The sequence below is a fragment of the Burkholderia paludis genome, from assembly GCF_000732615.1.
Lineage (GTDB): Bacteria > Pseudomonadota > Gammaproteobacteria > Burkholderiales > Burkholderiaceae > Burkholderia > Burkholderia paludis.
This window is the reverse complement of record NZ_JPGL01000012.1, coordinates 95,789-121,143: the sequence shown is the minus strand read 5'-3', so window position 1 is coordinate 121,143 and position 25,355 is coordinate 95,789. Positions and strand designations below refer to the sequence as shown.

At 69.9% G+C, this 25,355-nt stretch carries 24 protein-coding genes; 16 read left to right on the top strand and 8 right to left on the bottom strand.

What is annotated here, in order from left to right:
• The first annotated feature begins 32 nt into the window (after positions 1-32).
• The 7 genes from GQ56_RS0108845 (at position 33) to GQ56_RS0108815 (ending at position 7,940) form a co-directional block, all read left to right on the top strand.
• A complete protein-coding gene (locus GQ56_RS0108845; RefSeq protein WP_031398317.1) occupies positions 33-1,079 on the top strand; it encodes an ABC transporter substrate-binding protein in 1,047 nt (348 codons plus the stop codon).
• Between the two features lie 33 nt (positions 1,080-1,112).
• Positions 1,113-1,922 (top strand): energy transducer TonB, encoded by an 810-nt coding sequence (locus GQ56_RS0108840; RefSeq protein ID WP_031398316.1) that lies wholly within the window; start codon positions 1,113-1,115, stop codon positions 1,920-1,922.
• A gap of 41 nt (positions 1,923-1,963) precedes the next feature.
• Entirely contained in the window at positions 1,964-2,680 is a 717-nt protein-coding gene (locus tag GQ56_RS0108835; RefSeq protein ID WP_031398315.1) for a MotA/TolQ/ExbB proton channel family protein, read from the top strand.
• Positions 2,680-3,090, top strand: a complete 411-nt coding sequence (locus GQ56_RS0108830) for an ExbD/TolR family protein (protein ID WP_009694203.1) — start codon at positions 2,680-2,682, stop codon at positions 3,088-3,090. The genes GQ56_RS0108835 and GQ56_RS0108830 overlap by 1 nt, the downstream gene beginning before the upstream one ends.
• A gap of 34 nt (positions 3,091-3,124) precedes the next feature.
• On the top strand, positions 3,125-4,201 hold the full coding sequence (locus tag GQ56_RS0108825; RefSeq protein ID WP_031398314.1) for an ABC transporter substrate-binding protein: 1,077 nt from the start codon (positions 3,125-3,127) through the stop codon (positions 4,199-4,201).
• Positions 4,198-5,415: an MFS transporter gene (locus tag GQ56_RS0108820; protein WP_031398313.1), complete on the top strand. Its 1,218-nt coding sequence runs from the start codon at positions 4,198-4,200 to the stop codon at positions 5,413-5,415. The genes GQ56_RS0108825 and GQ56_RS0108820 overlap by 4 nt, the downstream gene beginning before the upstream one ends.
• Before the next feature lie 206 nt (positions 5,416-5,621).
• The gene (locus GQ56_RS0108815) at positions 5,622-7,940 is read left to right on the top strand and encodes a TonB-dependent receptor (protein ID WP_031398312.1); all 2,319 of its coding nucleotides are present in this window, start codon (positions 5,622-5,624) and stop codon (positions 7,938-7,940) included.
• Positions 7,941-8,006: 66 nt separating this feature from the next.
• Here the strand turns inward: GQ56_RS0108815 and GQ56_RS0108810 are convergent, their stop codons facing one another.
• Positions 8,007-8,966, bottom strand: a complete 960-nt coding sequence (locus GQ56_RS0108810; protein ID WP_031398311.1) for a LysR substrate-binding domain-containing protein — start codon at positions 8,964-8,966, stop codon at positions 8,007-8,009.
• Positions 8,967-9,150: 184 nt separating this feature from the next.
• Here GQ56_RS0108810 and GQ56_RS0108805 point away from each other — a divergent pair, with 184 nt between their 5' ends.
• The 3 genes from GQ56_RS0108805 to GQ56_RS0108795 are packed head-to-tail and all read left to right on the top strand — an operon-like array spanning position 9,151 to position 12,338.
• The gene (locus GQ56_RS0108805; RefSeq protein WP_081894881.1) at positions 9,151-10,272 is read left to right on the top strand and encodes a M20 aminoacylase family protein; all 1,122 of its coding nucleotides are present in this window, start codon (positions 9,151-9,153) and stop codon (positions 10,270-10,272) included.
• Positions 10,273-10,318: 46 nt separating this feature from the next.
• Entirely contained in the window at positions 10,319-11,101 is a 783-nt protein-coding gene (locus tag GQ56_RS0108800; protein WP_031398309.1) for an ABC transporter substrate-binding protein, read from the top strand.
• Positions 11,102-11,153: 52 nt separating this feature from the next.
• Positions 11,154-12,338 carry a porin gene (locus GQ56_RS0108795; protein ID WP_031398308.1) on the top strand — a complete coding sequence of 395 codons (1,185 nt, stop codon included), beginning with the start codon at positions 11,154-11,156 and terminating at the stop codon, positions 12,336-12,338.
• A gap of 59 nt (positions 12,339-12,397) precedes the next feature.
• Here the strand turns inward: GQ56_RS0108795 and GQ56_RS0108790 are convergent, their stop codons facing one another.
• Positions 12,398-13,417 carry a zinc-dependent alcohol dehydrogenase family protein gene (locus tag GQ56_RS0108790; RefSeq protein ID WP_031398307.1) on the bottom strand — a complete coding sequence of 340 codons (1,020 nt, stop codon included), beginning with the start codon at positions 13,415-13,417 and terminating at the stop codon, positions 12,398-12,400.
• Positions 13,418-13,543: 126 nt separating this feature from the next.
• Here GQ56_RS0108790 and GQ56_RS0108785 point away from each other — a divergent pair, with 126 nt between their 5' ends.
• A complete protein-coding gene (locus tag GQ56_RS0108785) occupies positions 13,544-14,455 on the top strand; it encodes a LysR substrate-binding domain-containing protein (RefSeq protein ID WP_031398306.1) in 912 nt (303 codons plus the stop codon).
• Positions 14,456-14,509: 54 nt separating this feature from the next.
• Here the strand turns inward: GQ56_RS0108785 and csgH are convergent, their stop codons facing one another.
• The 6 genes from csgH to GQ56_RS40085 form a co-directional block, all read right to left on the bottom strand.
• Positions 14,510-14,830: a curli-like amyloid fiber formation chaperone CsgH gene (csgH, locus tag GQ56_RS0108780; RefSeq protein WP_031398305.1), complete on the bottom strand. Its 321-nt coding sequence runs from the start codon at positions 14,828-14,830 to the stop codon at positions 14,510-14,512.
• A gap of 72 nt (positions 14,831-14,902) precedes the next feature.
• A complete protein-coding gene (locus tag GQ56_RS0108775) occupies positions 14,903-16,279 on the bottom strand; it encodes a beta strand repeat-containing protein (protein WP_031398304.1) in 1,377 nt (458 codons plus the stop codon).
• Between the two features lie 134 nt (positions 16,280-16,413).
• Entirely contained in the window at positions 16,414-16,953 is a 540-nt protein-coding gene (locus GQ56_RS40090; RefSeq protein WP_161788559.1) for a hypothetical protein, read from the bottom strand.
• Between the two features lie 33 nt (positions 16,954-16,986).
• Positions 16,987-17,925: a CsgG/HfaB family protein gene (locus tag GQ56_RS0108765; RefSeq protein ID WP_052001047.1), complete on the bottom strand. Its 939-nt coding sequence runs from the start codon at positions 17,923-17,925 to the stop codon at positions 16,987-16,989.
• Positions 17,926-17,951: 26 nt separating this feature from the next.
• Positions 17,952-18,374, bottom strand: coding sequence for a curli assembly protein CsgF (locus GQ56_RS0108760; protein ID WP_235212667.1), 423 nt, complete (start codon positions 18,372-18,374; stop codon positions 17,952-17,954).
• 45 nt (positions 18,375-18,419) lie between these two features.
• The gene (locus GQ56_RS40085) at positions 18,420-19,121 is read right to left on the bottom strand and encodes a CsgE family curli-type amyloid fiber assembly protein (RefSeq protein WP_152601704.1); all 702 of its coding nucleotides are present in this window, start codon (positions 19,119-19,121) and stop codon (positions 18,420-18,422) included.
• 363 nt (positions 19,122-19,484) lie between these two features.
• Here GQ56_RS40085 and GQ56_RS0108750 point away from each other — a divergent pair, with 363 nt between their 5' ends.
• From GQ56_RS0108750 to GQ56_RS0108730, 5 genes are all read left to right on the top strand, one after another.
• On the top strand, positions 19,485-20,204 hold the full coding sequence (locus GQ56_RS0108750) for an SDR family oxidoreductase (RefSeq protein WP_031398299.1): 720 nt from the start codon (positions 19,485-19,487) through the stop codon (positions 20,202-20,204).
• A gap of 280 nt (positions 20,205-20,484) precedes the next feature.
• A complete protein-coding gene (locus GQ56_RS0108745) occupies positions 20,485-22,446 on the top strand; it encodes an arylsulfatase (protein WP_031398298.1) in 1,962 nt (653 codons plus the stop codon).
• Between the two features lie 10 nt (positions 22,447-22,456).
• Entirely contained in the window at positions 22,457-23,506 is a 1,050-nt protein-coding gene (locus GQ56_RS0108740) for a formylglycine-generating enzyme family protein (protein WP_031398297.1), read from the top strand.
• Positions 23,503-24,315, top strand: coding sequence for a MetQ/NlpA family lipoprotein (locus GQ56_RS0108735; protein ID WP_031398296.1), 813 nt, complete (start codon positions 23,503-23,505; stop codon positions 24,313-24,315). The genes GQ56_RS0108740 and GQ56_RS0108735 overlap by 4 nt, the downstream gene beginning before the upstream one ends.
• A complete protein-coding gene (locus GQ56_RS0108730) occupies positions 24,309-25,295 on the top strand; it encodes a hypothetical protein (protein ID WP_031398295.1) in 987 nt (328 codons plus the stop codon). The genes GQ56_RS0108735 and GQ56_RS0108730 overlap by 7 nt, the downstream gene beginning before the upstream one ends.
• Positions 25,296-25,355: the final 60 nt, after the last annotated feature.

Genomic DNA, 25,355 nt, shown 5'->3' with positions numbered 1-25,355 from the left:
CCCGACGCATTCCAACGACGAGGACACTCACCATGACGACACTCGCTGAGCAGGCCACGGCCTGCGACGCACTCTGGTACACGCGCTGCCCGGTGCCGACCGCGCTCGGCATCGCCGTGCATCGCGGCTGGTTCGACGACGAGTTCGGGCCGGACGGCATCGCGCTGCATTCGCTGCAGGAAACGGCCGACGCCGGCAAGCGCGAATCGCACTTCGATCACAGCCTGCCGCACTCGTTCCGGCAGGGCGGCAACATCCCGGCGCTGTGGGCGCGGGCGCGCGGGGCCGATACGCGCGTGATCGGCCTGTCGTGGACCAACGAATTCCAGGCGATCGTCACGCTGCCCGATCGCGGCATCCGCACCGCGCGCGACCTGCGCGGCCGGCGGCTCGGCTTGCCGCGCCATCCGATCAGCATCGACTTCTGGCGCGCGGCAGCACTGAAAGGCTTCCTGAGCGCGCTCGAACTCGAAGGGCTCGGCCACGGCGACGTCGAATGGGTCGACCTGCCCGACGCCCGCGAACGCCGCACGGGGCCCGCGTCGTTTACGCGCGGCCCGCACGAGTACGGGCTCGAGATCGCGGCGCTCGTGCGCGGCGAGGTCGACGCGGTGTTCGTGAAAGGCGTCGAGGGGCTCGAAACCGTGCACCTGATCGACGCGCAGGTCGTCATCGATCTCGGCGCGCACCCCGATCCGCTGGTGCGGATCGGCAACGGCACGCCGCGCACGCTGACTGTCGACCGCGCGCTGATCGACGCGCGCCCCGATCTCGTGAGCCGCTTCCTGTCGGTCGTGGTGGGCGCGGGCGACTGGGCCGCGCGCCATCCGGCGGAAACGGTCGCCTATATCGGCCGCGAGACGCGCGCGTCGGACGAGTGGGTGCGCTATGCGTACGGCGCGGACGTGCACCGCCATCTGGAGACGGGGCTCGCGCAGACGTCGATCGACGGGCTGGTCGCGTTCAAGGATTTCCTCGTCGAGTGGGGGTTTCTCGAACGGGATTTCGATGCACGCGCATGGATCGACCCGGCGCCGTTCACGCGCATCGACCGGCAACGCCATGCGTGGGTCGCGTAGCGCGCCGCGGCGCGTCATTGCAAGGAGTCGAGCATGTCAGGACTGACGATCGAATACGGCGTGCCGTCGGCGCGCCGGCACGCGGCGCGCGCCGCGCCGCGTGCGGGAGCGGGTGCCGCCGTGACCGCCGCCGCGCGGCCGCCGTTCCCCGTTCCGTCCGCACGGCCGGCCGGGCGGGCCGTGAAGCCGGGCGGCTGGCGCGTCACCGGCGCGATTGCGCTGGCCGTCGCGGCGCTGCATGCGGGCGTCGCGCTGCTGGCCGCGCGCGCGCCCGCTGCGCCGCCGGTGCAGCCGCCGAGGCCGTTGCCGATGACGGTCGAACTCACGCGGCCGCCCGAACCGCTGCCGCAGGCCGCGCATCCGCCGCCGCCGGCGGTGCCGACGCCGCCGAAGCCGTTGAAGCAGGCCCCGACACCGCCGCCGCGCGCGGCCGTCGCGCATCCGGCGGTCGCGCCGGCCGCCGTGCCGCAGGTCGCGCGCGAGGCGGCGCCGGCGGCCCCGGCCGTCGCCGTCCCGGCCGCGCTGGCTCCCGCGCCGGCCGCGCCCGCCGCGCCCGTGCGCGAAACCGCGCCGATCGGCGACGCCGCCTATCTGCGCAATCCGGCGCCCGACTATCCGGCGTTCGCGCAGGACCAGGGCTGGGAAGGGCACGTCGTGCTGCGCGTGCACGTGCTCGCGAACGGCACGCCCGATTCCGTCGACGTGCGCACGAGCAGCGGCCGCCGCATGCTCGACAACGCGGCGGTGGCCGCCGTGAAGCGCTGGACCTTCGTGCCCGCGAAGCGCGGCGACGAGGCGGTCGACGGCTGGGTCAACGTGCCGATCGATTTCAAGCTGGGCTGACCCGCCGGTCCGCCCGCCACATTTTTCAAGGAACTCACATCATGAACGGTATCCCGACCACCTTCATCGTCCAGGGCGCGCTCTGGCTGCTCGTCGTCTTCTCCGTCGTCACGTGGACGCTGATCGTCGTGAAGGCGATCCAGAGCCTGCGGGCGAGCGCGCGCAACCGGCGCTACACCCGGGCGTTCTGGGCCGCGAACAGCTTCCACGAGGCGGCCGCGCTCGACGGCGCGAACAGCCCGGTGGGCGAGCTCGCGGCGACTGGCTTCGACGCGCTGCGGCGCGCCGATGAGAGCAGCGCGCACGACCTCGAACACAGCTGGAGCCGCCACGACCTGCTCGAACGCCATCTGCGCCAGCAGATCCACAACGCGCGCCGGCGCGCGGAAGCGGGGCTCGCGGTGCTCGCGTCGATCGGCAGCACCGCGCCGTTCGTCGGCCTTTTCGGCACCGTGTTCGGCATCATCCACGCGCTGACTGCGATCACGCACAGCGCGTCGGCGAGCATCGACGTCGTCGCCGGGCCGATCGGCGAGGCGCTCGTCGCCACCGGGATCGGCATTGCGGTCGCCGTGCCGGCCGTGCTCGCGTACAACTTCTTCGTGCGGCGCGTGAAGGCCGCGTCGGCGGATCTCGACGCGTTCGCCACCGACTTCGTCACGCTCGCGCAGAAGGCCGGCTTCCGCGTGCCGGCCGCCGCCGCCGCGCCCGCGCCGGCCCGCCGTGCCGGCGACACCCGCCAGGAGGCGTTCGCATAATGGCCTTCTCCTCTTCCTCCGACAACGACGACGTGCTCAGCGAAATCAACATCACGCCGCTCGTCGACGTGATGCTCGTGCTGCTGGTCGCGTTCATCGTCACCGCGCCGCTGCTCAACAACGCGGTGCACGTGAACCTGCCGAACACCGTCGCCACGGCGCCGGCCGATCGCAAGCCGAACGTCACCGTGAGCGTCGACGACAAGGGCGTCGTGTACCTCGACAAGCGCGCGGTCGCGCTGGCCGCGGTGCCAGCCGAGCTGGCCGCGCTGAAGGCCGGCCGCCCCGACGTCGCGCTCGATCTGCAGGCCGACGAGCACGTGCCGTACGGCACCGTCGCGAAGCTGATGGCCGCGATCGAGCATGCGGGCATCACGCGGCTGTCGGTGCTCACCGCGCCGCGCGGCTGATGCGCGGCTCACGACTCATTTTCCGAATGCATCCATGAGCACCACGGCTTCCCGTCACATCCAGTCGATCTGGTACATGCGCTGTCCGGTGCCGACGCCGCTCGGCATCGCCGCGCATCTCGGCTGGCTCGACAGCGAATTCGCCGGCGACGGCATCACCGTGCGCGCGCTGCAGGAAAGCCGGCACGCGGCGCTGCATCACGCGCACGTCGATCATTCGCTCGACAACGCGTTCCGGCAAGGCGGCAGCATTCCCGCGCTGTGGGCGCGCGCGGCCGGCGCCGACACGCGCGTGGTCGCGCTGACCTGGATCGACGAGGCGCAGGCGATCGTCGCGTTGCCGGAGGCCGGCCTGACGCGCCCGAAGGATCTGCGCGGGCGGCGCATCGGCCTGCCGCGCCGCGACGGCGAACGCATCGACATCTTTCGCGCGGCGGCGCTGCGCGGCTTCGTCAGCGCGCTGTCGCTCGACGGGCTCGGCCCCGCCGAGGTCGAATGGGTCGACGTGCCCGCATCGGACCTGCGCGCGCCGGTGTCGACGCCGCTCACGCGCGACGCGGCGTTCAGCCATCCCGCGAGCCTGTCGAGCCGGCGGCTCTACGCGGCCGAGGCGGCCGCGCTGGTGCGCGGCGAGGTCGACGCGATCTACGTGAAAGGCTCGCTCGGGCTCGAAACCGCGCACCTGATCGGCGCGCAGCCGGTGGTCGACATCGGCTTTCATCCCGATCCGCAGATCCGCATCAACAACGGCTCGCCGCGGCCGCTGACCGTCAACGCGTCGACGCTCGAACGCCATCCCGACATCGTGCGCCGGTTCCTGGCGCGCGTGACCGAGGTGGAAGGCTGGGCGCGCGAGCACGAGCAGGACGTGCTCGGCTACCTCGGCCGCGAGACGGGATCGGGCCACGACTGGCTGAGGCTCGCGTACGGCGCGGACGTGCATCGGCGGCTGCGCACCGATCTCGACGAAGCGTCGATCGCCGCGCTCGACGATTTCAAGCGCTTCCTCGTCGAATGGCGGTTCCTGCCGGCCGATTTCGACGTGCACGGGTGGATCGACCGGCGCGCGCTCGACGGCATCGCGACGCCGTCCCGCGACGCCGCGCGGTGAGCGCGCCGGCGCGCATCGCCGACGCGTGGCGGCGCGAACGCTTCACCGGCGGCTTCATGCTGCTGGCGCTCGCGAGCGGCACGACGATCAGCATGGCGCAGCTCGCGACGACGCTGTACGCGCTCGCGCTCGGCGTCGACAGTGCGCGGCTCGGCATCATCGCCGCGATGGAGCCGCTCGGCATCGCGCTGATGATGTTGCCGGCCGGGCTGCTCGTCGCGCGCCACGGCGCGCGGCGCGTCTACTTCGCGGCGAGCATGGGGCCGATGCTGCTCAATCTCGTCGTGCCGTTCACCGGCGCATGGCCGCTGATCGCGCTGACGCAGGCGCTGATCGGGCTGTGCATCCCGTTCCGGATCGTGTCGATCAACGGCGTGTTCCTCGCGCGTCTCGCGCAGATCGGCCTCGCGCGGGCGGGCTGGTATCGCGCGGCGATGTCGGTCGGGACCGGCCTGCTCGGGCCGTGGCTCGCGAGCTGGCTGATCGGCGCGCATGGCGCGGTCGCGACGTTCTGCGCGGTATCGGCGAGCTTCGCGGGCATGGCGTGGTTCAGCCGGGCGCTGCTCGGCGACGCGCCGCCCCCGCCGCCCGACGTCCAGCCCGACACCGGCGGCCTGCGCGCACTGCTGGCGCTCGCATGGAGCCGCGACGTGCGCGAGCAGCTCGCGCTGGAAGCCGTGAACAGCGCGACCCGTTCGCTCGTCGCCGCGTATACGGTGGTGCTCGCGATCCAGTCGCTCGGGCTATCGCAGCGGGACGCGGTCGCGTTGCTGATGCTGCAGGGCGCCGTCGCGGTGATCGCGCTGTTCGGGCTCGGCCATGTCGCGCAGCGGATGACCGCGCGTCGTTGCCATGCGTTCAGCCTCGCGGGCGGCATGGCCGGCCTGCTCGCGCTCGGCCTCGCGCGCGACGCGTGGCTCGTCGGTGCGGGCCTCGCCGCACTGAGCGCCGGGTCGTCGCTGCTGCATCTCGTCAACATGCAGCGCCTCGGCCGCCATCCTGCCGACAAGAGCCGGATCTCGAGCCTCTACAACCTCGCGTCGATGACCGGCGCTTTCTGCGGCCCGCTGGCCGGCAGCGTGCTCGCGCCGCTCGTCGGCCTGCAGGCGATGTTTCTGTGCTGGCTGCCGGCGGTCGCGCTGGCCGTGTTGGCGCTGCGGATCGCGCACGGGCGGCGCGATGCGACGCGGCCGCTGCCTGCAAAGCTGTCCTGACGATTCTCGGCGCCGCACGGTCCGGCGGTGTTGCGTGACAAGCAGTTTGCTTCCCCACACAGATGCGCAGGCAGCAACGCGCGCGCCGCGTACCCGCCGACAGCCCCGTGCGACGGGCTTCGCGATGCTGGCATCCGAATTGCAATAGGGAACCCGTGCGTCGTGCACGCACGTGCGTTCAACCGATCAAACAGGATGACTCATCGATGTTCAGAAAAAAACTCATCGTCACCGCACTGGGGGGACTGCTGACGGGCGGCACCGTATCGTTGCCCGCGTGGGCAGAGGATGGCGCGGCAGCAGGGGCGCCGGACGCGAAGCCGGCGCGGCAGGCGGCGGACGACACGGCCGCGACCGCGACCGCGCCGAAGGCCGCGCGCGCGAAACACGCCGCGGCCGCCCGCGAAACGAATCTCGGTACCGTCACCGTGACGGCGCGCCGCCGCAAGGAGAGCATCCAGGACGTGCCGGTCGCGGTCAGCGCGCTGAGCGGCGACACGATCAGGAACAACGAGCTGCGCGTGATCAACGACGTGACGAAGTACGTGCCGAACTTCACCGGACAATCGACCGAGGGCCGCGAGCGGCCGCGCTGGTTCCTGCGCGGGGTGGGCAGCAACGATCCGTCTGACCTGTCGCTGAGCCCGATCGGCGTGTACTTCGACGACGTGTACATCAACAGCGTGTTCGGCCAGGGCTTCCCGCTGTTCGACCTCGATCGCGTCGAGGTGCTGCGCGGGCCGCAGGGCACGCTGTGGGGCAAGAATACCGTCGGCGGCGCGCTCAGCATCACGTCGCAGAAGCCGACCTTCGACGTGAGCGGCTACGGCAAGCTCGGGTTCGGCCAGTACAACAGCCGGCTCGCGGAAGCCGCGATCGGCGGGCCGATCGGCCAGAACGACGTGCTGGCCGCGCGCGTGTCGGTGTATCACGAGAACGCCGACAGCTTCTTCACGAACACCGTTCAGCAGGGGCGCTTCGGCGGCTTCCACGACAACGCGGTGCGCTTCCAGGTGCTGGCCGTGCCGACGTCGGACACCGATTTCCTGTTCAACATCCACGGCCGCAACTACACGGGCGGCGGCGATGCGTGGCATGCGGAAGGCGCGGGGCCCGGCGGCACCAACCAGTTCGGCTTCGTCGGGTCGAGCGATCCGTATACGGTGTCGCTCAATGCGCCGTCGAGCGACCACATCTCGACCTGGGGCACGTCGCTCACCGCGCACTGGCGCATCAACCCGGCGGTGACGCTGACGTCGATCACCGCGTTCGAAGGGCTGCACCGCTGGTACCAGGACGACGAGGACTATTCGGCGTACGACGCGGCGCGCTCGCACGACAGCCTGTCGAGCCGCCAGTTCTCGCAGGAATTCCGGCTCGAATCGCCGCAGAGCGACCGGCTGAGCTGGATCGTCGGCACGCACCTGTTCACCGAGCAGCTGGCGGAGCAGGGCGCCGGCGGCGGCCTGCCGGGGTCGCCGTCGCCCGCGTTCTACCACCTGACCGACCTCACCCAGCACACGCAGAGCGCGGCGATCTTCGGCAGCGTGAAGTACCGCTTCACCGACCGCTTCAACGTGACGGGCGGGCTGCGCTACACGATCGAGCGCAAGAACATCAACCTGACCGGGCTGCAGGGCACGGGCAACGTGACGTTCAGCGATCCGAACAGCTGGTGGGACCCGTCGTCGGTGTCGTCGCCGCTCGCGGTCAGCGCGCGGCAGAACCAGACGAACACGTGGCGCGCGCCGACCTGGGATCTCACGCCCGAATATGCGCTGAGCGACAATGTGCGCGCGTATTTCCGCTATGCGCGCGGCTTCCGCTCGGGCGGCTACAACGGCAACGCGTATACGCAGAGCACGGTGTCGACCGTGTCGCCGGAGTACCTGACCGACTACGAGGCCGGCATCAAGAGCGAGTGGTTCGACAAGCGGCTGATCGTCAACGCGAGCGTGTTCCACTACGACTATCGCGACATCCAGGTGTTCGCGCTCGCGCCGAACCCGCTCGGCGGCCCGCCCGTGTCGACGCTGTCGAACGCGGGGCAGGGGCGCGCGGACGGTTTCGAGCTGGAGCTGAAGGCGCAACCGGTCAACAGCCTCTATCTGTTCGCGAACTTCGGGATGCTGAACACGCGCTACACCGAATTCCGCTACGTGCCGACCGCCGTCGGCAATTCGTTCGCGCGCTCGCCGCACACGACGATCAACGCGGGCTTCGACTATCGCGTGCCGGTGTCGTTCGGCACGCTGACGGCCGGCGGCGACGCGAACTACCGCAGCCGCGAGTACTTCAGCGCGACGCGGCAGACGATCCCGCAGCTGTGGCAGGGCGGCTATACGGTGCTGAACGCGCATGTGTCGTACACGACGCCGAACCAGAAGTACATCGTGACCGGCTACGTGACGAACCTGACGAACAAGGTCTACAAGAAGCTCGAGCTGCTGCCGTCGTACGGCGCGTATCCGGTGCTGTACGGCGATCCGCGCACGGTCGGGATCACGCTGACCGCGAAGATCTGACGGGCGGCGACGACGCGGCGCGGGCGCGGCGGCGAGCCGCCCGTGCCGTGGTTGCCGCAGCGCCCGTCAGATCAGCAGCGATACCGTCCTGAACAGCGCGAGATCCTCCTTGCGGGCCGATCGCGCATGCCGGCGGATCACCTGCAGCAGGCAGTCGATGAAGCAGCGCGCCGCATCGCTCAGCGTGCTGCTGCGCCGCGTGACGATCCCGAGGTCGCGCGGCTCGAACGTCTCCTTCAGGCGCAGCGCGCGCATCTGCTCGCCGAACGGCGGCACGGCCGCGAGGATCGTCGGGCACCAGGTGCACATGTCGGCCTGTTCGAGCATGGTCTGCAGCATCGCGACCGATTGCGCGCGCACGATGCGCCGCTCGTCGATCCGCGCGCCGTGGCGCGTGAACAGGTAGTCGACCAGCGCGGCCTGCGCGTCGGCCGCGAAATTCAGCACCCAGTCGGTATCGAGCAACTCGTGGATCGACCGGGCGCGCTCGCGGGGATGACCGGCCCGCACCATCACCGCGGTGTCGTAGCGCAGCAGCGGCTCGAACGAGAATTCCGGCGTGCCGCCCGGCTGCACGTGCCCGAGCGCGAAGTCCATGCTGCCGTCGCGCAGCAGCGGCTGCGCCACCGCCATCAGCGCCTCGTAGAGTTCCAGACGCACGTCGGGCATCCGTTCGCGAAACCGCAGCACGGCTTCCGCGAGAAACGTCACCGTGAGCCACGGCGTGACGCCGATGCTCAGGCGGCCCTCGACGCGGCCGCGCATGCGCTCGAGATCGCTCCGCGCGTGTTCGAGCTGCTTCAGCACGAGCTTCGCGTGCGTGAGCAGCGTCTTGCCATACTCGGTGAAGCCGATGCCTTCCGGCGCGCGCACGAGCAGCGGCAGGCGCTCGCTGGCCTCCAGCTCGCGCAGCGCGCGCGTGACGGCGGCCTGCGACAGCCCGAGCGTGCGCGCCGCGCCGCGGATGCTGCCGGCCTCGGCGCTGGCGACGAGCGCCTGCAACTGGTGCAGCTTGATGTGACTCATGGCGCGATACCTGACAACGAGATGTTGTCATCATAACGAAACCGCGGCTGGTCGCCGGGATTTTCGCTGCATACGATTCGGCCACGATCGGTCATCCGGGCGATCGGCAACCGGAGCACGGCGAGGAGCGGCGGGGTTGGACACCAGACACATTCATCAGGAGATGGCGGCCATCGAGGCGGACATGGTCGCGCTGCGCCGCCGGCTGCACGCCCATCCCGAGCTGGGTTTCGAGGAGCAGGCGACGAGCGCGCTCGTTGCCGATTGTCTGACAACCTGGGGTTATCGGGTCACGCGCGGGCTCGGCGGCACGGGCGTGGTCGGCACGCTGGCGCGCGGCGCCGGGAAGCGGATCGGGCTGCGCGCGGACATGGACGCGTTGCCGATCCGCGAAACCACCGGGCTGCCGCACGCGAGCCGGCGCGACGGCGTGATGCACGCGTGCGGCCACGACGGCCATACGGCGATGCTGCTCGCGGCGGCGCGCTGTCTGGCCGAACGCGCGCGCTTCACGGGCACGCTGAACCTGATCTTCCAGCCGGCCGAGGAAGGGCTCGGCGGCGCGAAGCGGATGATCGACGACGGGCTGTTCATCCGATTTCCGTGCGATGCGGTGTTCGCGATGCACAACGTGCCGGGCCTGCCGGCCGGCGTGCTCGGCTTCTGCGACGGCCCGGCGATGGCGTCGGCCGACGAGGTGCGCGTGCGCGTGACCGGCCACGGCGGGCACGGCGCCGCGCCGCATACGACGATCGATCCGGTGGTCGTGTGCGCGTCGATCGTGATGGCGCTGCAAACGATCGTCGCGCGCAACGTGAATCCGCAGGAGCTGGCGATCGTCACGGCCGGCTCGATCCATGCGGGCAGCGCATCGAACGTGATTCCGCAGCATGCGGATCTCGAACTCAGCGTGCGCGCACTGTCGCCCGAGGTTCGCGCGCTGCTGGAACGGCGCATCCGCGAGATCGTGAACGGGCAGGCGGCGAGCTACGGCGCGACCGCCGAGATCGACTATCGGCACGGCTACCCGGTGCTCGTCAATCACGCGGCGGAAACGGCCTTCGCGCGGGAGGTCGCCCGCGAATGGGGCGGCGATGCCGCGCTGATTCCGCATCTGCGGCCGATCGCGGCGAGCGAGGATTTCGCCTGCATGCTGGAGGTGTGCGCCGGCAGCTACCTGTCGATCGGCAACGGCGGCGGCGCGGGCGGATGCGGGCTGCATCACCCCGGCTACGACTTCAACGACGCGTGCCTCGCGACGGGCGCGAGCTACTGGATCGCGCTGGTGGAGCGCTACCTCGCGTGACGCGGCGGCACGCATCCGGTTCACGATTTTCACAAGGAGACAGGCAATGAAACAGTGGATGGCGGCGCTCGCGGTGGCGCTGGCGGCAGGGTCGGCGCACGCCGGCGACTGGACGGGCAGGGAGATTCGTCTCGCGGTCGATCCGACTTACCCGCCGCTCGAATACAAGCTGCCCGACGGCACGCTGACGGGCTTCGGGATCGACATCACGAATGCGTTGTGCGCGGAACTGCATGCGCGCTGCGTGTGGGTCGAGTCGAGCTTCGACGGGATGATTCCGGGGCTGCGCGCGCGCAAGTTCGACGTGATCGCATCGTCGATGACGATCACGCCGAAGCGCATGGAGCAGATCGCGTTCACGAACCGGATCTCGAATGCGCCGGCACGGCTGGTCGCGCGCAAGGGTTCGCCGCTGCTGCCGACCGCGGCGTCGCTGAAGGGCAAGCGCGTCGGCGTCGAGCAGGGCTCCGCGCAGGCCGACTATGCGATCGCGAACTGGCAGCCGGCCGGCGTGCAGATCGTGTCGTACCCGAACCAGGACCAGGTCTATGCCGATCTCGTGACAGGGCGGCTCGACGCGGCGTTCCAGGCGTCGATCGCGGCCAGCGACGGTTTCCTGAAGAAGCCGCAGGGCAAGGACTTCATGTTCGCCGGCGCGCCGATCGACGACGCGAAGTATTTCGGGCAGGGCGACGGCCTCGGCTTGCGCAAGGAGGACAGCGACCTGCGCGACGCGTTCAACCGCGCGCTGGCCGCGATTCTCGCGAACGGGACGTACCGGAAGATCAATCGCAAGTATTTCGACTTCGACATCTACGGCGCGAAGTAAGCGGCATCGCCGCGCACGCGCGCGGCCGAAAAATACCGACAAGGGGACACGGATGAACTGGAGATTCATGGCGGTCGCGCTGCCGGCGCTGTGCGCGGCGCCCGTATTCGCGCAGGGCAGCGTCACGCTGTACGGCCTCGTCGATGCGGGCATCGACTATACGAACAACGTCGGCGGTCACGGCGCGTGGCAGATGGCGAGCGGCTTCGCGCAAGGCAGCCGCTGGGGACTGAAGGGCACCGAGGACCTGGGCGGCGGCTACAGCGCGCTGTTCCAGGTCGAGAACGGCTTCAACGTGAACAGCGGCACGCTCGCGCAGGGCGGCCGCCTGTTCGGGCGGCAGGCGTACGTCGGGCTCGGCAGCGCGCGCTACGGCACGCTGACGCTCGGCCGGCAATACGACGCGCTCGTCGACTATCTCGCGCCGACGACCGCGAACGGGAGCTGGGGCGTCTATCCGTTCTCGCATCCGCTCGACAACGACAACACCGGCAACACGTTCCGCGCGAACAACACGGTCAAGTACGCGAGCCCGGATTTCGCCGGCTTCTCGTTCGGCGGCGCATACAGCTTCAGCAACGACGCCGGCTTCGCGAACAATCGCCAGTGGAGCGTCGGCGCGCAGTACGAGCAGGGCGGCCTGCTCGTCGGCGCCGCGTTCCTGAATGCGGACAACCCCGGCGCGACCCCGGGCGGCGCGATCGCGGGGCCGGGCTCGGCCGGCGCCGATGCGAACTTCGTGTCGGCCAGGCTGCGGATCTTCGGCGCGGGCGTCAACTACACGGCGGGGCCGGCGACGGTCGGCTTCGCCTATACGGACAGCAACGTCACGCGGCCGACCGCGAACGTCGGCTACCTGTCCGGCGACGAGACGATCGAGCCGGTGACGGGGCCGCTCGCGGGCGGCACGGTGACGTCGATCAGGTACCGGAACGTCGAAGTGAACGGCAAGTACCAGTTCACGCCCGCGTGGTTCGTCGGCGCGCAATACGTGTACACGACGATGCGCTACGACGCGACGACCGGCACCGCGCAGCCGAAGATCCACTCGATCGGGCTGATGACCGACTACACGCTGTCGAAGCGCACCGACGTCTATCTGATGGGCGCATACCAGCGCGTCGCGGGCGAGGCGACCGGCTCGTCGCTCGACCGGGCGTACATCCCGGGCGCGGCCGATCTGTCGTCGAACGCGAAGCAGCTGATGGTGCATGCGGGGATCCGGCACAGGTTCTGACGCGCCGTGCGCGGAACGCGCGGCGGCCGGCGGATGCGCCGCCGGCCGCCGGCCCCCCGTTACTGCGCGACCCGGATCACGACCTTGCCGAAATGCTGCCCCGACGCCAGGTACGCATACGCCTGCGGCGCCTCGTCGAAGCCGAACACGCGATCGACCACCGGCGCGATCCGTTGCGCGTCGACGAAGCGCACGACGTCGTCGAGCATCGCGCGGCTGCCGACCATGAAGCCGTGCAGTTGCCGGATGCCGCCGATCAGCGACAGCAGCCCGAGTTCCGGGCCGCCGAAGCTGCTGAGGCCGCCGATCACCGACACGATGCCGCCCATCTTCGTCGCGGCGACCGAGCGCGGCAGCGTATCGCGTCCGCCGACCTCGACGACCAGATCCGCGCCCGCGCCGTCGGTGAGCCGCAGCACCTCGTGCTGCCACTCCGGTGTCGTGCGATGGTTGATCGTTGCGTCCGCACCGAGTGCGCGGGCGCGTTCGAGCTTGGCGTCGCTGGACGACGTGACGATCGTGCGCAGCCCGGCCGCGTGCGCGAGTTGCAGCGCGGCGATCGACACGCCGCCGGTGCCGAGCAGCACGACGGTCGCGCCGGGCCCCAGCCCGCCGTCGACGAACAGCGCGTTCCACGCGGTAATGCCCGCGCACGACAGCGTCGCCGCCTCGTCGTAGCCCAGATGCGCGGGAATCTTCACCAGCGCCGTTTCGTCCGACACGAAGTACTCGGCCAGCACGCCGTCGAAGTGCGAGCCGGGCGAACCCGAGACCTTGCGCGGCGTGGGCGGCCCGTCGATCCAGTTCGGGAAGTACGTGTTGATCACGCGATCGCCCGGCTTCACGCGCGTGACGTCGCGGCCGGTTTCGACGACTTCGCCGGCGCCGTCGGCCACCGGGATGAACGCCTCCGTGCCGATGCCGAGATAGTCGCCGCGCGCGAACATCAGGTCGCGACGGTTCAACCCCGCCGAGTGGATCTTCACGACCACGTCGGTCGGCCCGGGCGCGCGGCGCGGCGCGTCGATGCGCCGAAGCCCGGCCTCGCCGTCCCCCGGCTTGACTTGCCATGCATGCATGTCGACTCCTTGTCGAGATAGAGCGATTTATCATAGTGTTGCGCGAGGGGATGCATTGGCGAGAATTCGGCCGACGACTGTTGCCTCACTGGATACAAACCCGTTATCGAACCGGAGCGGAACGGCATGGACGAGCGGTTGAGGGGCGTGGCGGAATTCGTCGACGTGGTGGAGTCGGGCAGCTTCGCGGCGGCGGCGCTGCGCCTGGGCGTCACGCGCTCGGCGGTGGCGAAGGTCGTCGCGCGGCTCGAACACCGGCTCGGCGCGCGGCTGCTGCAGCGCACGACGCGCCAGCTGAGCCTGACCGACGAGGGGCTGGTCTATTACGAGCAGTGCCGGCGGCTGCTGGCCGAACTCGGCGAGACGGAGGCCGCGCTCGACGCCGGGCGGCGCGAGCCGGCGGGGCGGCTGCGCGTCAGCGTGCCGGTGCTGTTCGGGCGGCAATGCGTGGCGCCCGTGATGCGGCGCCTGGTGGAGCGCCACGCGCGGCTCGAAATCGACGTGTCGTTCAGCGATCGCGTGGCCGACCTCGTCAACGACGGCTTCGACCTCGCGGTGCGCATCGGCGAGCTGGCCGACACGAGCGCGCTCGTCGGCCGGCCGCTCGGCGTGCAGCGCATGGGCATCTGCGCGTCGCCCGCGTATCTCGACCGTCATGGCACGCCGGCAGGGCTCGACGCGCTCGCGTCGCATGTCGGCATCGCGTATTCGCGCGGCGGGCAACCGACGCCGTGGCGGATCGTCGGCGCGGACGACGCGGTGCACGATCATCGCCCGGCCGGGCGCCTGCGGCTGGACGACCTGCAGGCGATCGCCGACGCGGCCGCCGCCGGCGCGGGCCTCGCGTGGCTGCCGTGCTGGCTGATGGCGCCTTACCTGCGCGACGGCCGTCTCGCGCTCGTGATGGGCAGCGACAGCGTGTCGGGCGCCGACGTGTACGCGGTGCGGCCGGCTTCGCGCCATGTGCCGTCGAAGCTGCGCGTCGTCATCGATGCGCTGGTCGACGAGATCCCGCGCATGCTGGCGTCCGGCGCCTGAGCAGCGTGGCGCCGCGGTCGCGGCCCGGCGGGCGGCGCCCGCCCGCGTGCCGCATCAATCGGCCGCGCGGTGCGGATTGCAGTCCACCGAATACTCCGCGTGCTCGCCGTTGACGTGCAGCACCAGCGTCGCCTGGCAGATGTCGTTCGACCCGACGCTCAGCCGCAGCATCGCGAGCGGCCGGTCTTCGCCGCCGGCGAGCCGCGACTCGCCGGAGCGCGTCAGCGTGGCCGAGCCCGCGCCGCCGGTGCGGGTGATGCGCAGGCTGTACGACACGTCGACCGGCGCGGCCGCCCGCACGTGCGGCACGATGTTCACGCCGCCGGCGCCGGCGGCAATGTCGAAATAGGCATTCAGATCGTGAATCCCGACCATGATCGGTCTCCTGTCGAATGAAAAAAAGGCCGAACGGGCATCCGTCCGGCCTTTTCGTTACACCGCCGTCGCTCAGTGCTGCCTGACCGATACGGTGTTGTTGAGGCCGTTCTGGCTGATGCTCGCGTAGTTGCCGTTGCCCTGTTGCAGCAGCGTGGCGCTGTTGTTGTAGCCGAACTGCGTCACGTAGCCCTGGTTGCCCGAGCCGGCCACCTGCGACGCGTTGATGGTGTTGAAGCCGCCGGCCTGCGACAGGCTCAGCAGGTCGTCCGCACCCGTCTGCGACGCATTGGCGACGTTGCCGATGTCGAGCGTCTGGTTCACCGTCGTCAGCGAGCCGGATGCCGCCGTCTGCGTCACGGTTGCCTGGTTGTTCGCCGAACCCTGCGTGATGGATGCCGTCGAACCGGCCGAGCTGGTCTGCGTGATCGTCGCCTGGTTGTTCACGTCCGTTTGCGTGACGGTCGCGCTGTTGCCGAAGCCGAACTGCTGCGTGATCGTCGCGGTGTTGGAGGCGGCCGCCTGGTTGATCGTCGCGCTGTCGCCGAACTCGAGCGTCTGGTTGACCGTGGCGCTGTTGCTGTCGGCCGTCTGCGTGATCGAGGTCGTGTTGCCGTTCGACAGGAGCTGGTTCACCGTCGCGGTGTTGCCGGCCACGCCGCCCGATTGCGAAATCGTCGTCTGGTTGCCGCCGCCGAACGACGAAGTCACGTTGGCGGTTTCGGCGCCGCTCTGGGTCGTCGTGACCCGGTCGCCGCCTTCCGCGAACTGCGTCACGTTGGCGTTGGTCACGCCGCCCGTCTGCGTGATCGACGTCGTGTTCGCGCCGGCCCACGAGGTCTGGACCGTCGCCGTGCCGTTGTTGCCGGTCTGCGTGATGCCGACGGTGTTGCCGACCGTGTCCGTCTGCGTCACGGTCGCGTTGTTGCCGATCGCCGACTGGCTCGGCGTGCCCTGGTTGATCGTCACCGTGTTCCAGCCGCCGCCCTGCTGCGAGATCGATGCGCTATCGATGTAGCTGTACTGGTTGATCGTGTTGGTGTCGTATTGCGGGCCGCCCGTGTATGCCGACGTCGTCTGGGTGATGTTCGCCGAGAAGTCGCCGCCGCCGGACTGGGTCACGTAGTTCGATTCGTGCGACGTGCCCGTCTGCGACACGTTCACGCTCGAATACGGTTGCGCCCACCAGGAGTTCTGCTGGATCACGGTCGTGTCGCCGCTGCCGCCCTGGGTCGTCACGTTGGCGACGAACCCGTACGCCGGATTGTTGCCGAGTGCCGACTGCGTAATCGATACCGAATCCCCGCTCGTCGCCGCCTGTTCGACGGTCGCCGAGTTGTAGTTGCCGGACTGGCCGATGTTCACGGTGTTCCCGGCCGAGTCGGCCTGTGCGGCGGCCGATGCGAACATCAGCACGGCGATTGCGATTGCAGACTTGGTCACCTTCATCTCTTGCTCCTGATTCGAAAGAAAATTCGCCGGAAAAGTCGGTCTTTTACCGGCACCCCCGCCAATTGAGGGCGCTCTCACGCCCACACGTCACACCACTTCATGCCCGTCACTTGCAACCTGCGTAACCGTCGCTACCGCGTCAGCACCGTGGCGCGCGCGCCGTTGCCGGTCTGAATCACCTGGATGCCGGTGTTCGTGCCGCTCTGCACGATGTTCACCGCGTTGTTGCTGCCGTTCTGCGTGACGCGCGCCGACAGCGACGTGCCGACCTGCGTCGAGCTGACCGAATTGCCGGCGCCGTTCTGCTGCACCTGCAGCGTGTTGCCGTTGCCGCGCTGGGTCGCGTTCAGCGTATTGCCGACGCCGGACTGCGACGCCGCGACCCAGTTCTGCGCACCCGTCTGGCGCGCGACGATCGCGTTGTTGTCGCCGGCCTGCAGGGTCGTCGCGCCGTTGTGGCCGCTCTGGTCGAGCGACGCGGTATTGCCGCTGCCGCCCTGCTGGACCGAGACGATGTTGCCGCTGTAGTCGAACGCCGGTTCGGGCGGGCCGAGATCGCTGTACGCCACGGGCGCGCCCCACGCCGCCTGCACGGCGGCCGCCGCGCACATGGCTGCCAGCACCCGCCGCACGACGCGGGCGCGGCCGTTCCGATCACGCTGTCGATTCATCATGTGTTCTCCGCTGGCCGGCTTCATGCCGGTTCAATGACTGGACGCCCCCGCCCGTTCGACCTTCTGCGGGTCGTACGCGGTGTTGGCGTCTTCCATGTCCTGTGCGTACTGGCGGTCTTCCTGCAGATACCGCTGCATCGTCGGGTCGTACCAGTCCTGGTCGTTCTTCAGCGCCCAGGTCTGGTTCGCGACGCCCTGCACGATCAGGTGCGTGAGCGCCGATTCGATCGCCTCGTTCACGCAGATCTGCGCGGGTTCGTTGCGGGTCAGCCCGGCTTCCGCCTGCAGCAGGTCCTTGAATCCGACGAAGCGGTAGACCCCCGTGTCGACCTGGTAGGAGTAGACGGTCTTGGTCGTCGATACGCTGTTGAGCACCTGGCCCGTGCGGATGTCGATCGCGCGCAGGTTCACGGTGACCTGGTCGATCCGGTACTGCGTCGACCCGCTGATCCCGAGATACGCCACGCCGGCTCCGCCGGTGCGGACGTTCGTGTCGTAGCCGACGATCCCGCCTTCGAGCACGATGTTCGCCGGCAGCAGCGGCGCCATCGCATCGTTCTGCGCCTTCTTCGCATCCGCGCCGTCGGTGGCGCGCATGATCTTGCGTTCGGTCAGGAGGTCCTGCAGGTTCTCGCGCTCCACCGGCGTGAACCAGCCCGAGTCGCGCATGGCCTTGACCAGGAACGACGCGCCGCCCTGCGTGACCTGCGACGAGAAGGAACTGTCCGGCGACGCCTTGTACTGCCCGGTCAGGTCGCGGAAGCCGTACACGGCGGCGACGATCTTGCCCTTCGGCGGCGGGAGGTGCGTGAGGTCGCGCGTGGTGCGCGTCGGCGGCGTCAGCGTCGCATTGCTCAAGGCCGGCATCGGCCGCGTGACGCAGCCGGCCAGCGACAGCAGCAGCGCCGCGCCGGTTGCAATCCGTTTCATCCCCGTGTGGAAGCGCACGCGTTCAGCGTTTTTTTTCATGATGTGCCCGATCGTTATTCTTGGATTTATTGGCCGTTGCTGACGATGAACGTGGAGGTCGCGCCCGTCGTCTTGTCGGTGGTCGTCACCTGCAGGTTGCCGTTGCCGGCGGAGCTCACGACGATCGTGAAATTGCCGGTGCTGATCGTCCCCGGCTTGAGTTCGCCGTTGGTGCCGACGATCGAGTTCGTCACCGAGCCGGCGACGCGCGACAGGATCGCCTGCTGCAACTGCGCGTTGAACTGGTCGAGGGACGACGTCGACGTCGGCGATGCGCTGGCGGACAGCGACGGATCGGTGTACTTGCTCTGCGCATTGGCCTCGTTGAGCAGGTTGGGGCCGTTGGCCGGGTTGCCGCCGAAATTCGGGTTGTTCGGCTGGTAAATCAGCGCCGACGACCACGCATACGGCGAAACCGCGGTCATGGCGACCAGGGCGATCAGGCCCAATCCGTTTCGACTCATTTTCCGTAACCCCTTTTTTCGATTAATCGACTAAATCTCGTCTTTCGCCAGATCCGAATCGGGAAACAGCAAATTCGACAGATCGTCCTGAATGACGGTTTGAAAGGAAATATTGGCGGCGCTTTCGGCCACGGCCCGGACGTTGGCGCGGGCGATCGGCAGGAAAGTCTGGAATACGCGCTTTTGCTGGAATTCCACCCAGATCAGGCTGCCGTAACGTCCCGACGGCCGTTCGTGAATGGCGACGATATAGCGCTCGCTCAGCGGGATGTCCGCCCACGTCTGCGAGAAGTAGGTATAGAAATCGCGGCCGGCGAGCGTCACCGCGTCGGTGGTGACCGTGCCGCCGAGCCGGTCCTCCGGAAGCGCCGCGCGGGCGGCCGCCTTGGCGCCGGCCGCGGCGCTTGCGGCCGGCTTGCCCGCCGCCGGGCCCGTGCCGGGCGCGGGTTTCGGCGTTTCGAGGACGCGTTCGGCGTTCAGCAGGGTCGACGGCGGCGCGATCGGATGGCCGCCGTTCGCGGCGGCCGGAGGCGGCGCGTCGAGGGTGTCCTGGGCGTGCGCGCGCGCCGCCGCGACCAGCGACAGACACGCCACGGCCCCCCAGGCAATGCGCCTGCTTGCGCTCGATCCCATTTCCCCGACCCCGATGAATTTGTACGACACACGACGCCGCTCGATTTTCGGGTTATTCGTTCCCGGCTGAACACGGCACATGGTGGGGGGAGTCAGCAAGAGGCATGCCTGCCCTTGTTTCAAACGGAATGGCTTATTCCTTTTCCATTCGTCTTATTTTTCAATTACACATCCCGTTCATGTGAAACGTTTGCGCGCACGATATTCATTAACAAGCTTTCTTTTGGTATTCGGAAATCCGCTTTTAAATCGGACGATATTTCCCGCCGCCCGTCATTTGGAAATTCCTGATCGCGCCGGGGCGGGCAAACGTAACGTGCCGCTACGGGGCGCGCGTAACGACACGACGTAACGTGCCGTTACGCACGTAGAATCGTCCGACGAAAGCGCGGGTTCCGGCGCGCGGCGCCGCCGGCCCGTCCATTTCCACGTCATTCATGTGAACCGACTTCGGGAGCACGCATGTCATCTCGCACGTATCTCGTCACCGGCGCGTCGCGCGGCATCGGCCACGCGCTCAGCGCAACACTCGCCCGGCGCGGCCATCGCGTGATCGGCCTCGCGCGGCACACGCAGGGCATCGATTTCCCCGGCGAACTGATCGCGTGCGATCTCGCCGACCTCGAACGGACGGCGGCCACGCTGGCCCGCATCGGCGAGCGGCACGATGTCGACGGCATCGTGAACAACGCCGGCATCGCGTTGCCGCAACCGCTCGGGCAGATCGATTTCCCGTCGCTGCAGGCCGTGTTCGATCTCAACGTCCGGGCCGCGATCCAGGTCACGCAGCACTTCGTGGGCGCGCTGAAGGCGCGCGGCCACGGGCGCATCGTCAACGTCTGCAGCCGCGCGATTTTCGGCAGCCTCGATCGCACCGCGTATTCCGCCGCCAAGAGCGCGCTCGTCGGCTGCACGCGCACGTGGGCGCTCGAACTGGCCGAGCATGGCGTGACCGTGAACGCGGTGGCGCCGGGCCCGATCGAGACCGCGCTGTTCCGCCAGACGCGGCCGGTCGGCAGCGAAGCCGAACGCAAGGTGCTCGCGACGATTCCCGCGCGCCGGCTCGGCACGCCCGACGACGTGGCCGCGGCGATCGCCTTCTTCCTGTCCGACGAGGCCGGCTTCGTCACGGGGCAGGTGCTGTCGGTGGACGGCGGCGGCAGCCTCGGCGGGCGTAGCTGACGCAACCTGTGCGACCTCGCGCGGTGGCCGGCGCGGGCGAGCGTCCCGCGTGCAGCGCATCGCGACGTATCGCACCGCACCGCATCGCATCGCATCGCATCGCATCGCACCGCGACGGCGACGGCGACGGCGACGCACCGCGACGTCGACCGCGACCGCGGACGGTCTGCCGGCTGGCGCACATATTCCGCCGCTCCGTTAGCATCTGACGAATCCGACTTTGGGGGCCGCACGCGCGACGCTAAGATCGCCGATCCTGTAGATCGAGCGTTCCAGAACAATGAAAAAGTCCGCTGCGCCGTTGCATGCCTTCCGTATCCGTGTCGCCTGCGCCGCGATCGCCGGCGCGCTGTCGCTCACCTCGTGCGGCGGCGTCGACAGCGACGCGCCGTCGTCGCAGGCCGATACGACGACACCGCCGCTGGCGGCGAAGCGTCCGAACATCCTGTACATCATGGCCGACGATCTCGGCTATTCCGACATCCATGCGTTCGGCGGCGAGATCGACACGCCGAACCTCGACGCGCTGGTCGCGTCGGGGCGGATCCTGTCGAACCATCACACGGGCACCGTCTGCGCGATCACGCGCGCGATGCTGGTTTCCGGCACCGATCACCATCTCGTCGGCGAAGGCACGATGGGCGTGCCGACCGACGAGCGGCGCGGGTTGCCCGGCTACGAGGGCTACCTGAACGACCGCGCGCTGTCGTTCGCACAACTGCTGAAGGACGCCGGCTATCACACCTACATCGCGGGCAAGTGGCACATCGGCTCGGGGATCGTGGGCAGCGCGACGGGCAGCGGGCAGACGCCCGACCAGTGGGGCTTCGAGCGCAGCTACGTGCTGCTCGGCGGCGCGGCGACGAATCACTTCGCGCACGAGCCGGCCGGCTCGTCGAACTACACGGAAGACGGCCGCTACGTGCAGCCGGGCCAGCCCGGGCAGCCGGGCGGCGCGGGCGGCAGCCCGGCCGTGTTCTATTCGACCGACTTCTACACGCAGAAGCTGATCTCGTACATCGACTCGAACAAGCGCGACGGCAAGCCGTTCTTCGCGTACGCGGCCTACACGTCGCCGCACTGGCCGCTGCAGGTGCCCGAGCCGTGGCTGCACAAGTATGCGGGCGTGTACGACGCCGGCTACGATGCGATCCGCAACGCGCGAATCGCCCGGCAAAAGGCGCTGGGCCTGATCCCCGCCGATTTCCGGCCGTTCGACGGGCTGCCGGAAACGACCGTGGCGTCGCCCGCGACCGCGAACAACGGCGCCGCGAACGCGAAGTACGTCAGCGCGGTGCACTCGGCCGCGGACGGCTACGGCGACTACGGCCCCGGCAAGGTCGACAAGCTGTGGTCGAGCCTGTCGCCGGACGAGCGCAGGGCGCAGGCGCGCTACATGGAGATCTATGCGGGGATGGTCGAGAACCTCGACTACAACATCGGCCTGCTGATCCAGCACCTGAAGGACATCGGCGAATACGACAACACCTTCATCATGTTCCAGTCGGACAACGGCGCGGAGGGCTGGCCGATCGATTCCGGCGCGGACCCGACGGCGACCGACACCGCGAACGGGCAGGCGCCGATCTACGCGACGCTCGGCACCGACAACGGCAAGCAGAACGCGCAGCGCCTGCAGTACGGGCTGCGCTGGGCCGAGGTGAGCGCGGCGCCGTTCCGGCTCACGAAGGGCTACTCGGCCGAAGGCGGCGTGTCGACGCCGACCATCGTGCGGCTGCCCGGGCAGAGCCGGCAGTTGCCGACGCTGCGCGCGTTTACGCACGTGACCGACAACACGGCGACGTTCCTCGCGGTCGCGGGCGTCACGCCGCCGTCGCAGCCGGCGCCGCCGCTCGTCAACACGCTGACGGGCGTCGACCAGAACAAGGGCAAGGTGGTCTACAACAACCGCTACGTGTATCCGGTCACGGGCCAGTCGCTGCTGCCGGTGCTCACGGGTTCGGCCACCGGCGAGGTGCACACCGCGCCGTTCGGCGACGAGGCGTACGGCCGCGCCTACCTGCGCAGCGCCGACGGCCGCTGGAAGGCGCTGTGGACCGAGCCGCCGCTCGGCCCGCCCGACGGCCACTGGCAGCTTTACGACCTCGCGTCGGATCGCGGCGAGACGACCGACGTGTCGGCGCAGAACCCGTCGGTGATCGGCACGCTCGTCGACCAGTGGAAGACCTACATGAGCAACGTCGGCGGGGTCGAGCCGCTGCGTCCGCGCGGCTATTACTGAGGACGGCGCGATGCGGCTCCGCTTCTGGACGACCGGCGCGGCGCTTGCCGCCGCGCTGTTCGCCGCCGCGTTCGCGGTGGGCTATGCGAACCCGGCGGCGCAGACGGGCGGCGCATTCGACGACGCGAATCGCGGCCGCGCGCTCGCGCCGCTCGGCTCCGAGTCGCAGTGCCGGCGTTACGCGGGGCTGCCGGCCGGATGGCGCGACGATCCGCAGGCCGGGATGGTGCACCTGCGCGGCGGCGCGTTCGTGTTCGGCAGCACGCGCGGCTACGCGGACGAGCGCCCGGCCGGCGACGGCCGCACGCGCGTCGGCGGCTTCTGGATCGACCAGACCGACGTGACGATCGCGCAGTTCGCCGCGTTCGTGCAGGCGACCGGCTACGTGACCGAGCCCGAGCGGCAGGGCGGCGCGGCGGTGTTCCACGTGCCGACGCGCGACGAGATGAACGCGCGCGACATCGCGTGGTGGTCGTGGGTGCCGGGCGCGTCGTGGCGTCATCCGCGCGGCCCCGGCAGCGGTGTCGACGGGCTCGGCAACCTGCCCGTCACGCTCGTCACGCAGCGCGACGCGCTCGCGTATGCGCGCTGGCTCGGCCGCGACCTGCCGACCGAGGCCGAATGGGAATACGCGGGCAAGGCCGGCCGCGACGACGCGTCGCTCGACGCGGCGCCGCGCGACGCGCAGGGCCGGCCGGCCGCGAACTACTGGCAGGGCGTGTTCCCGGTGCTCGACACCGCCGAGGACGGCCATGCGGGGCTCGCCCCCGTCGGCTGCTATGCGGCGAACGGCTTCCGGCTCTACGACATGATCGGCAACGCCTGGGAATGGACGAAGGACAGCTACTCGGGCCCGCACCAGCCGCATGCGAACGGCGACACGGCGGCCGTCGCGCCGCCGACGCGCCGGCACGATACGCCGATGGTCATCAAGGGCGGCTCGTTCCTGTGCTCGCGCGACTACTGCGTGCGCTATCGCGCGTCGTCGCGCGAACAGCAGGAAGCCGATCTCGGGGCGTCGCACATCGGCTTTCGCACGATCCTGAGGGATGCATCATGAAGCAACGTATCGCGCGCGTCGTGTCCGTGTGGCTGCTCGCCGCGTCCGGCATCGCGCTCCAGGGCGCGGCGGTCGCGGCCGAAGCCGCCGCGCCGCCCGTGCGGGTCGGCGTCACGCGCGGCGTGCACGCGCAGATCCTCGACGAGGTGAAGCGGGTTGCGGCTTCTCGCGGGCTGGGCGTCGACGTCGTCGAATTCGACGACGCGTCGCGCATCGACGCGGCGCTCGCCGACGGCCGGATCGACGCCGCCAGCTTCGAGGATGCGCAGCAGCTCGCCGCGACGCGCGCGCGGCAACGCTACGCGCTGACCGAAGTCGCGCCGACCGTCACGCTGCCGATGGCGCTCTATTCGCGCAGGCTCAAGAGCCTGAACGAGCTGCAGCCCGGCGCGACGGTCGCGATTCCCGCCGACCGGCGCGGAATGGCGCGCGCGCTCGTGCTGCTGCAGAACGACACGCTGGTGACGCTGCGCGAGCAGGCCGGCCTGCATGCGACGCTGCGCGACGTGACCGGCAACCGGCTCGGGCTGAAGCTCGTCGCGCTGCGCCGCGACCGTCTTTACGCGGCGCTCGACACGGCCGCGTTCGTCGCGATCGACAGCGACGACGCCGCGCGCGCCGGGCTGCAGCCCGCGCGCGACAGCATCAGCCTCGAGGACGCGCGCTCGCCGTACGCGAACGTGCTGACGGTGCGCAGCGCCGATCGCGCGCAGCCGTGGGTCGCGCAACTCGTCGCCGCGTATCACTCGGACGACGTCGCGCGCTTCATCCTCACGCGCTACCAGGATTCGGTGCGGCGGCCGTGGTAGAGACCCTCCTGCTCGCGTGCCACGCATGCGGCCGCTGCTGCAACAGCGCGCCGACCCTGTCGCTGCGCGAGCTGTTCCGGCACCGGCACCGCTTCGTCGGCGCGCTCGCGATCCGGCGCCTGCCGAAACGGCGGATCGGCGAGCGCTGGCGTGCGGGCGGGCGCGAGCATGTGCTCGACGCGGACGACGTCGCGGCCTGCGACGCGCTGGCGGAGCGGCTGTTCCATCGCCCCGGCGGCGCGGGCGGCGAGTGGCTCGCGCTGACGCTGCAAGGCTACGACTATCCGTCGCTCGGCCGGTGCGCGGCGCTCGCCGCCGACGGCCGCTGCGGCGTGCATGCGCACAAGCCGTCGATCTGCGGCGCGGTGCCGCTCGATCCGATGCTGCCGGACCGGCTGCAGTCCCGCGTGCTGGCCGCGCGGCGCGACGATGCGGCATGGCTCGGCGCGAACTGCATCGTCGATGGCGAGGCCGCACGCGCGTCCACCGGGGCGCCGTTCCCGATTCCGCTGGTGACGGACGGACAGGTGGCCGAGCGCGCGGCGCTCGACGCGCATCGCGACGCGCTCGCGTTCGAGCGCGCGGTGTGGCGCGACGCGGTGTGCGCGTCGCTGGCCGGCGGCGGGCAGACGTTGCGCGACGCGCTGTCGCGGCTCGCGCCGGGCGGCTACCTGACCGTGTCGATCGTGCCCGTGCTGCTGGCCGTCGCACCGGTTTCCGCGCATTGCCGTGCGTTGTGCGTGGACTTCATCGACGCGCAGCTCGCGCTGATCGGCGCGAACGTCGAGGCCGCACTCGCGCGCCGGCATGTCGACGACCGCTCCGCGACCCGCGAACTGCGCGGCTTCGCGCAGGCGCTCGAACGCGCGCGGCAGGCACTGGCCGCGATGCCGGCGCCCGCGGCGGGCGCGCGAGACGATGCGCCGCGCATCGATGCGTGGCTCGGCGATACGCGCGGCATCGACACGCTCGCCGCGTGACGATCGCGGCACGCGGTGCGTGCCTTACACTGGCCGCTTTTCCATCGCTATCGCGGGAGC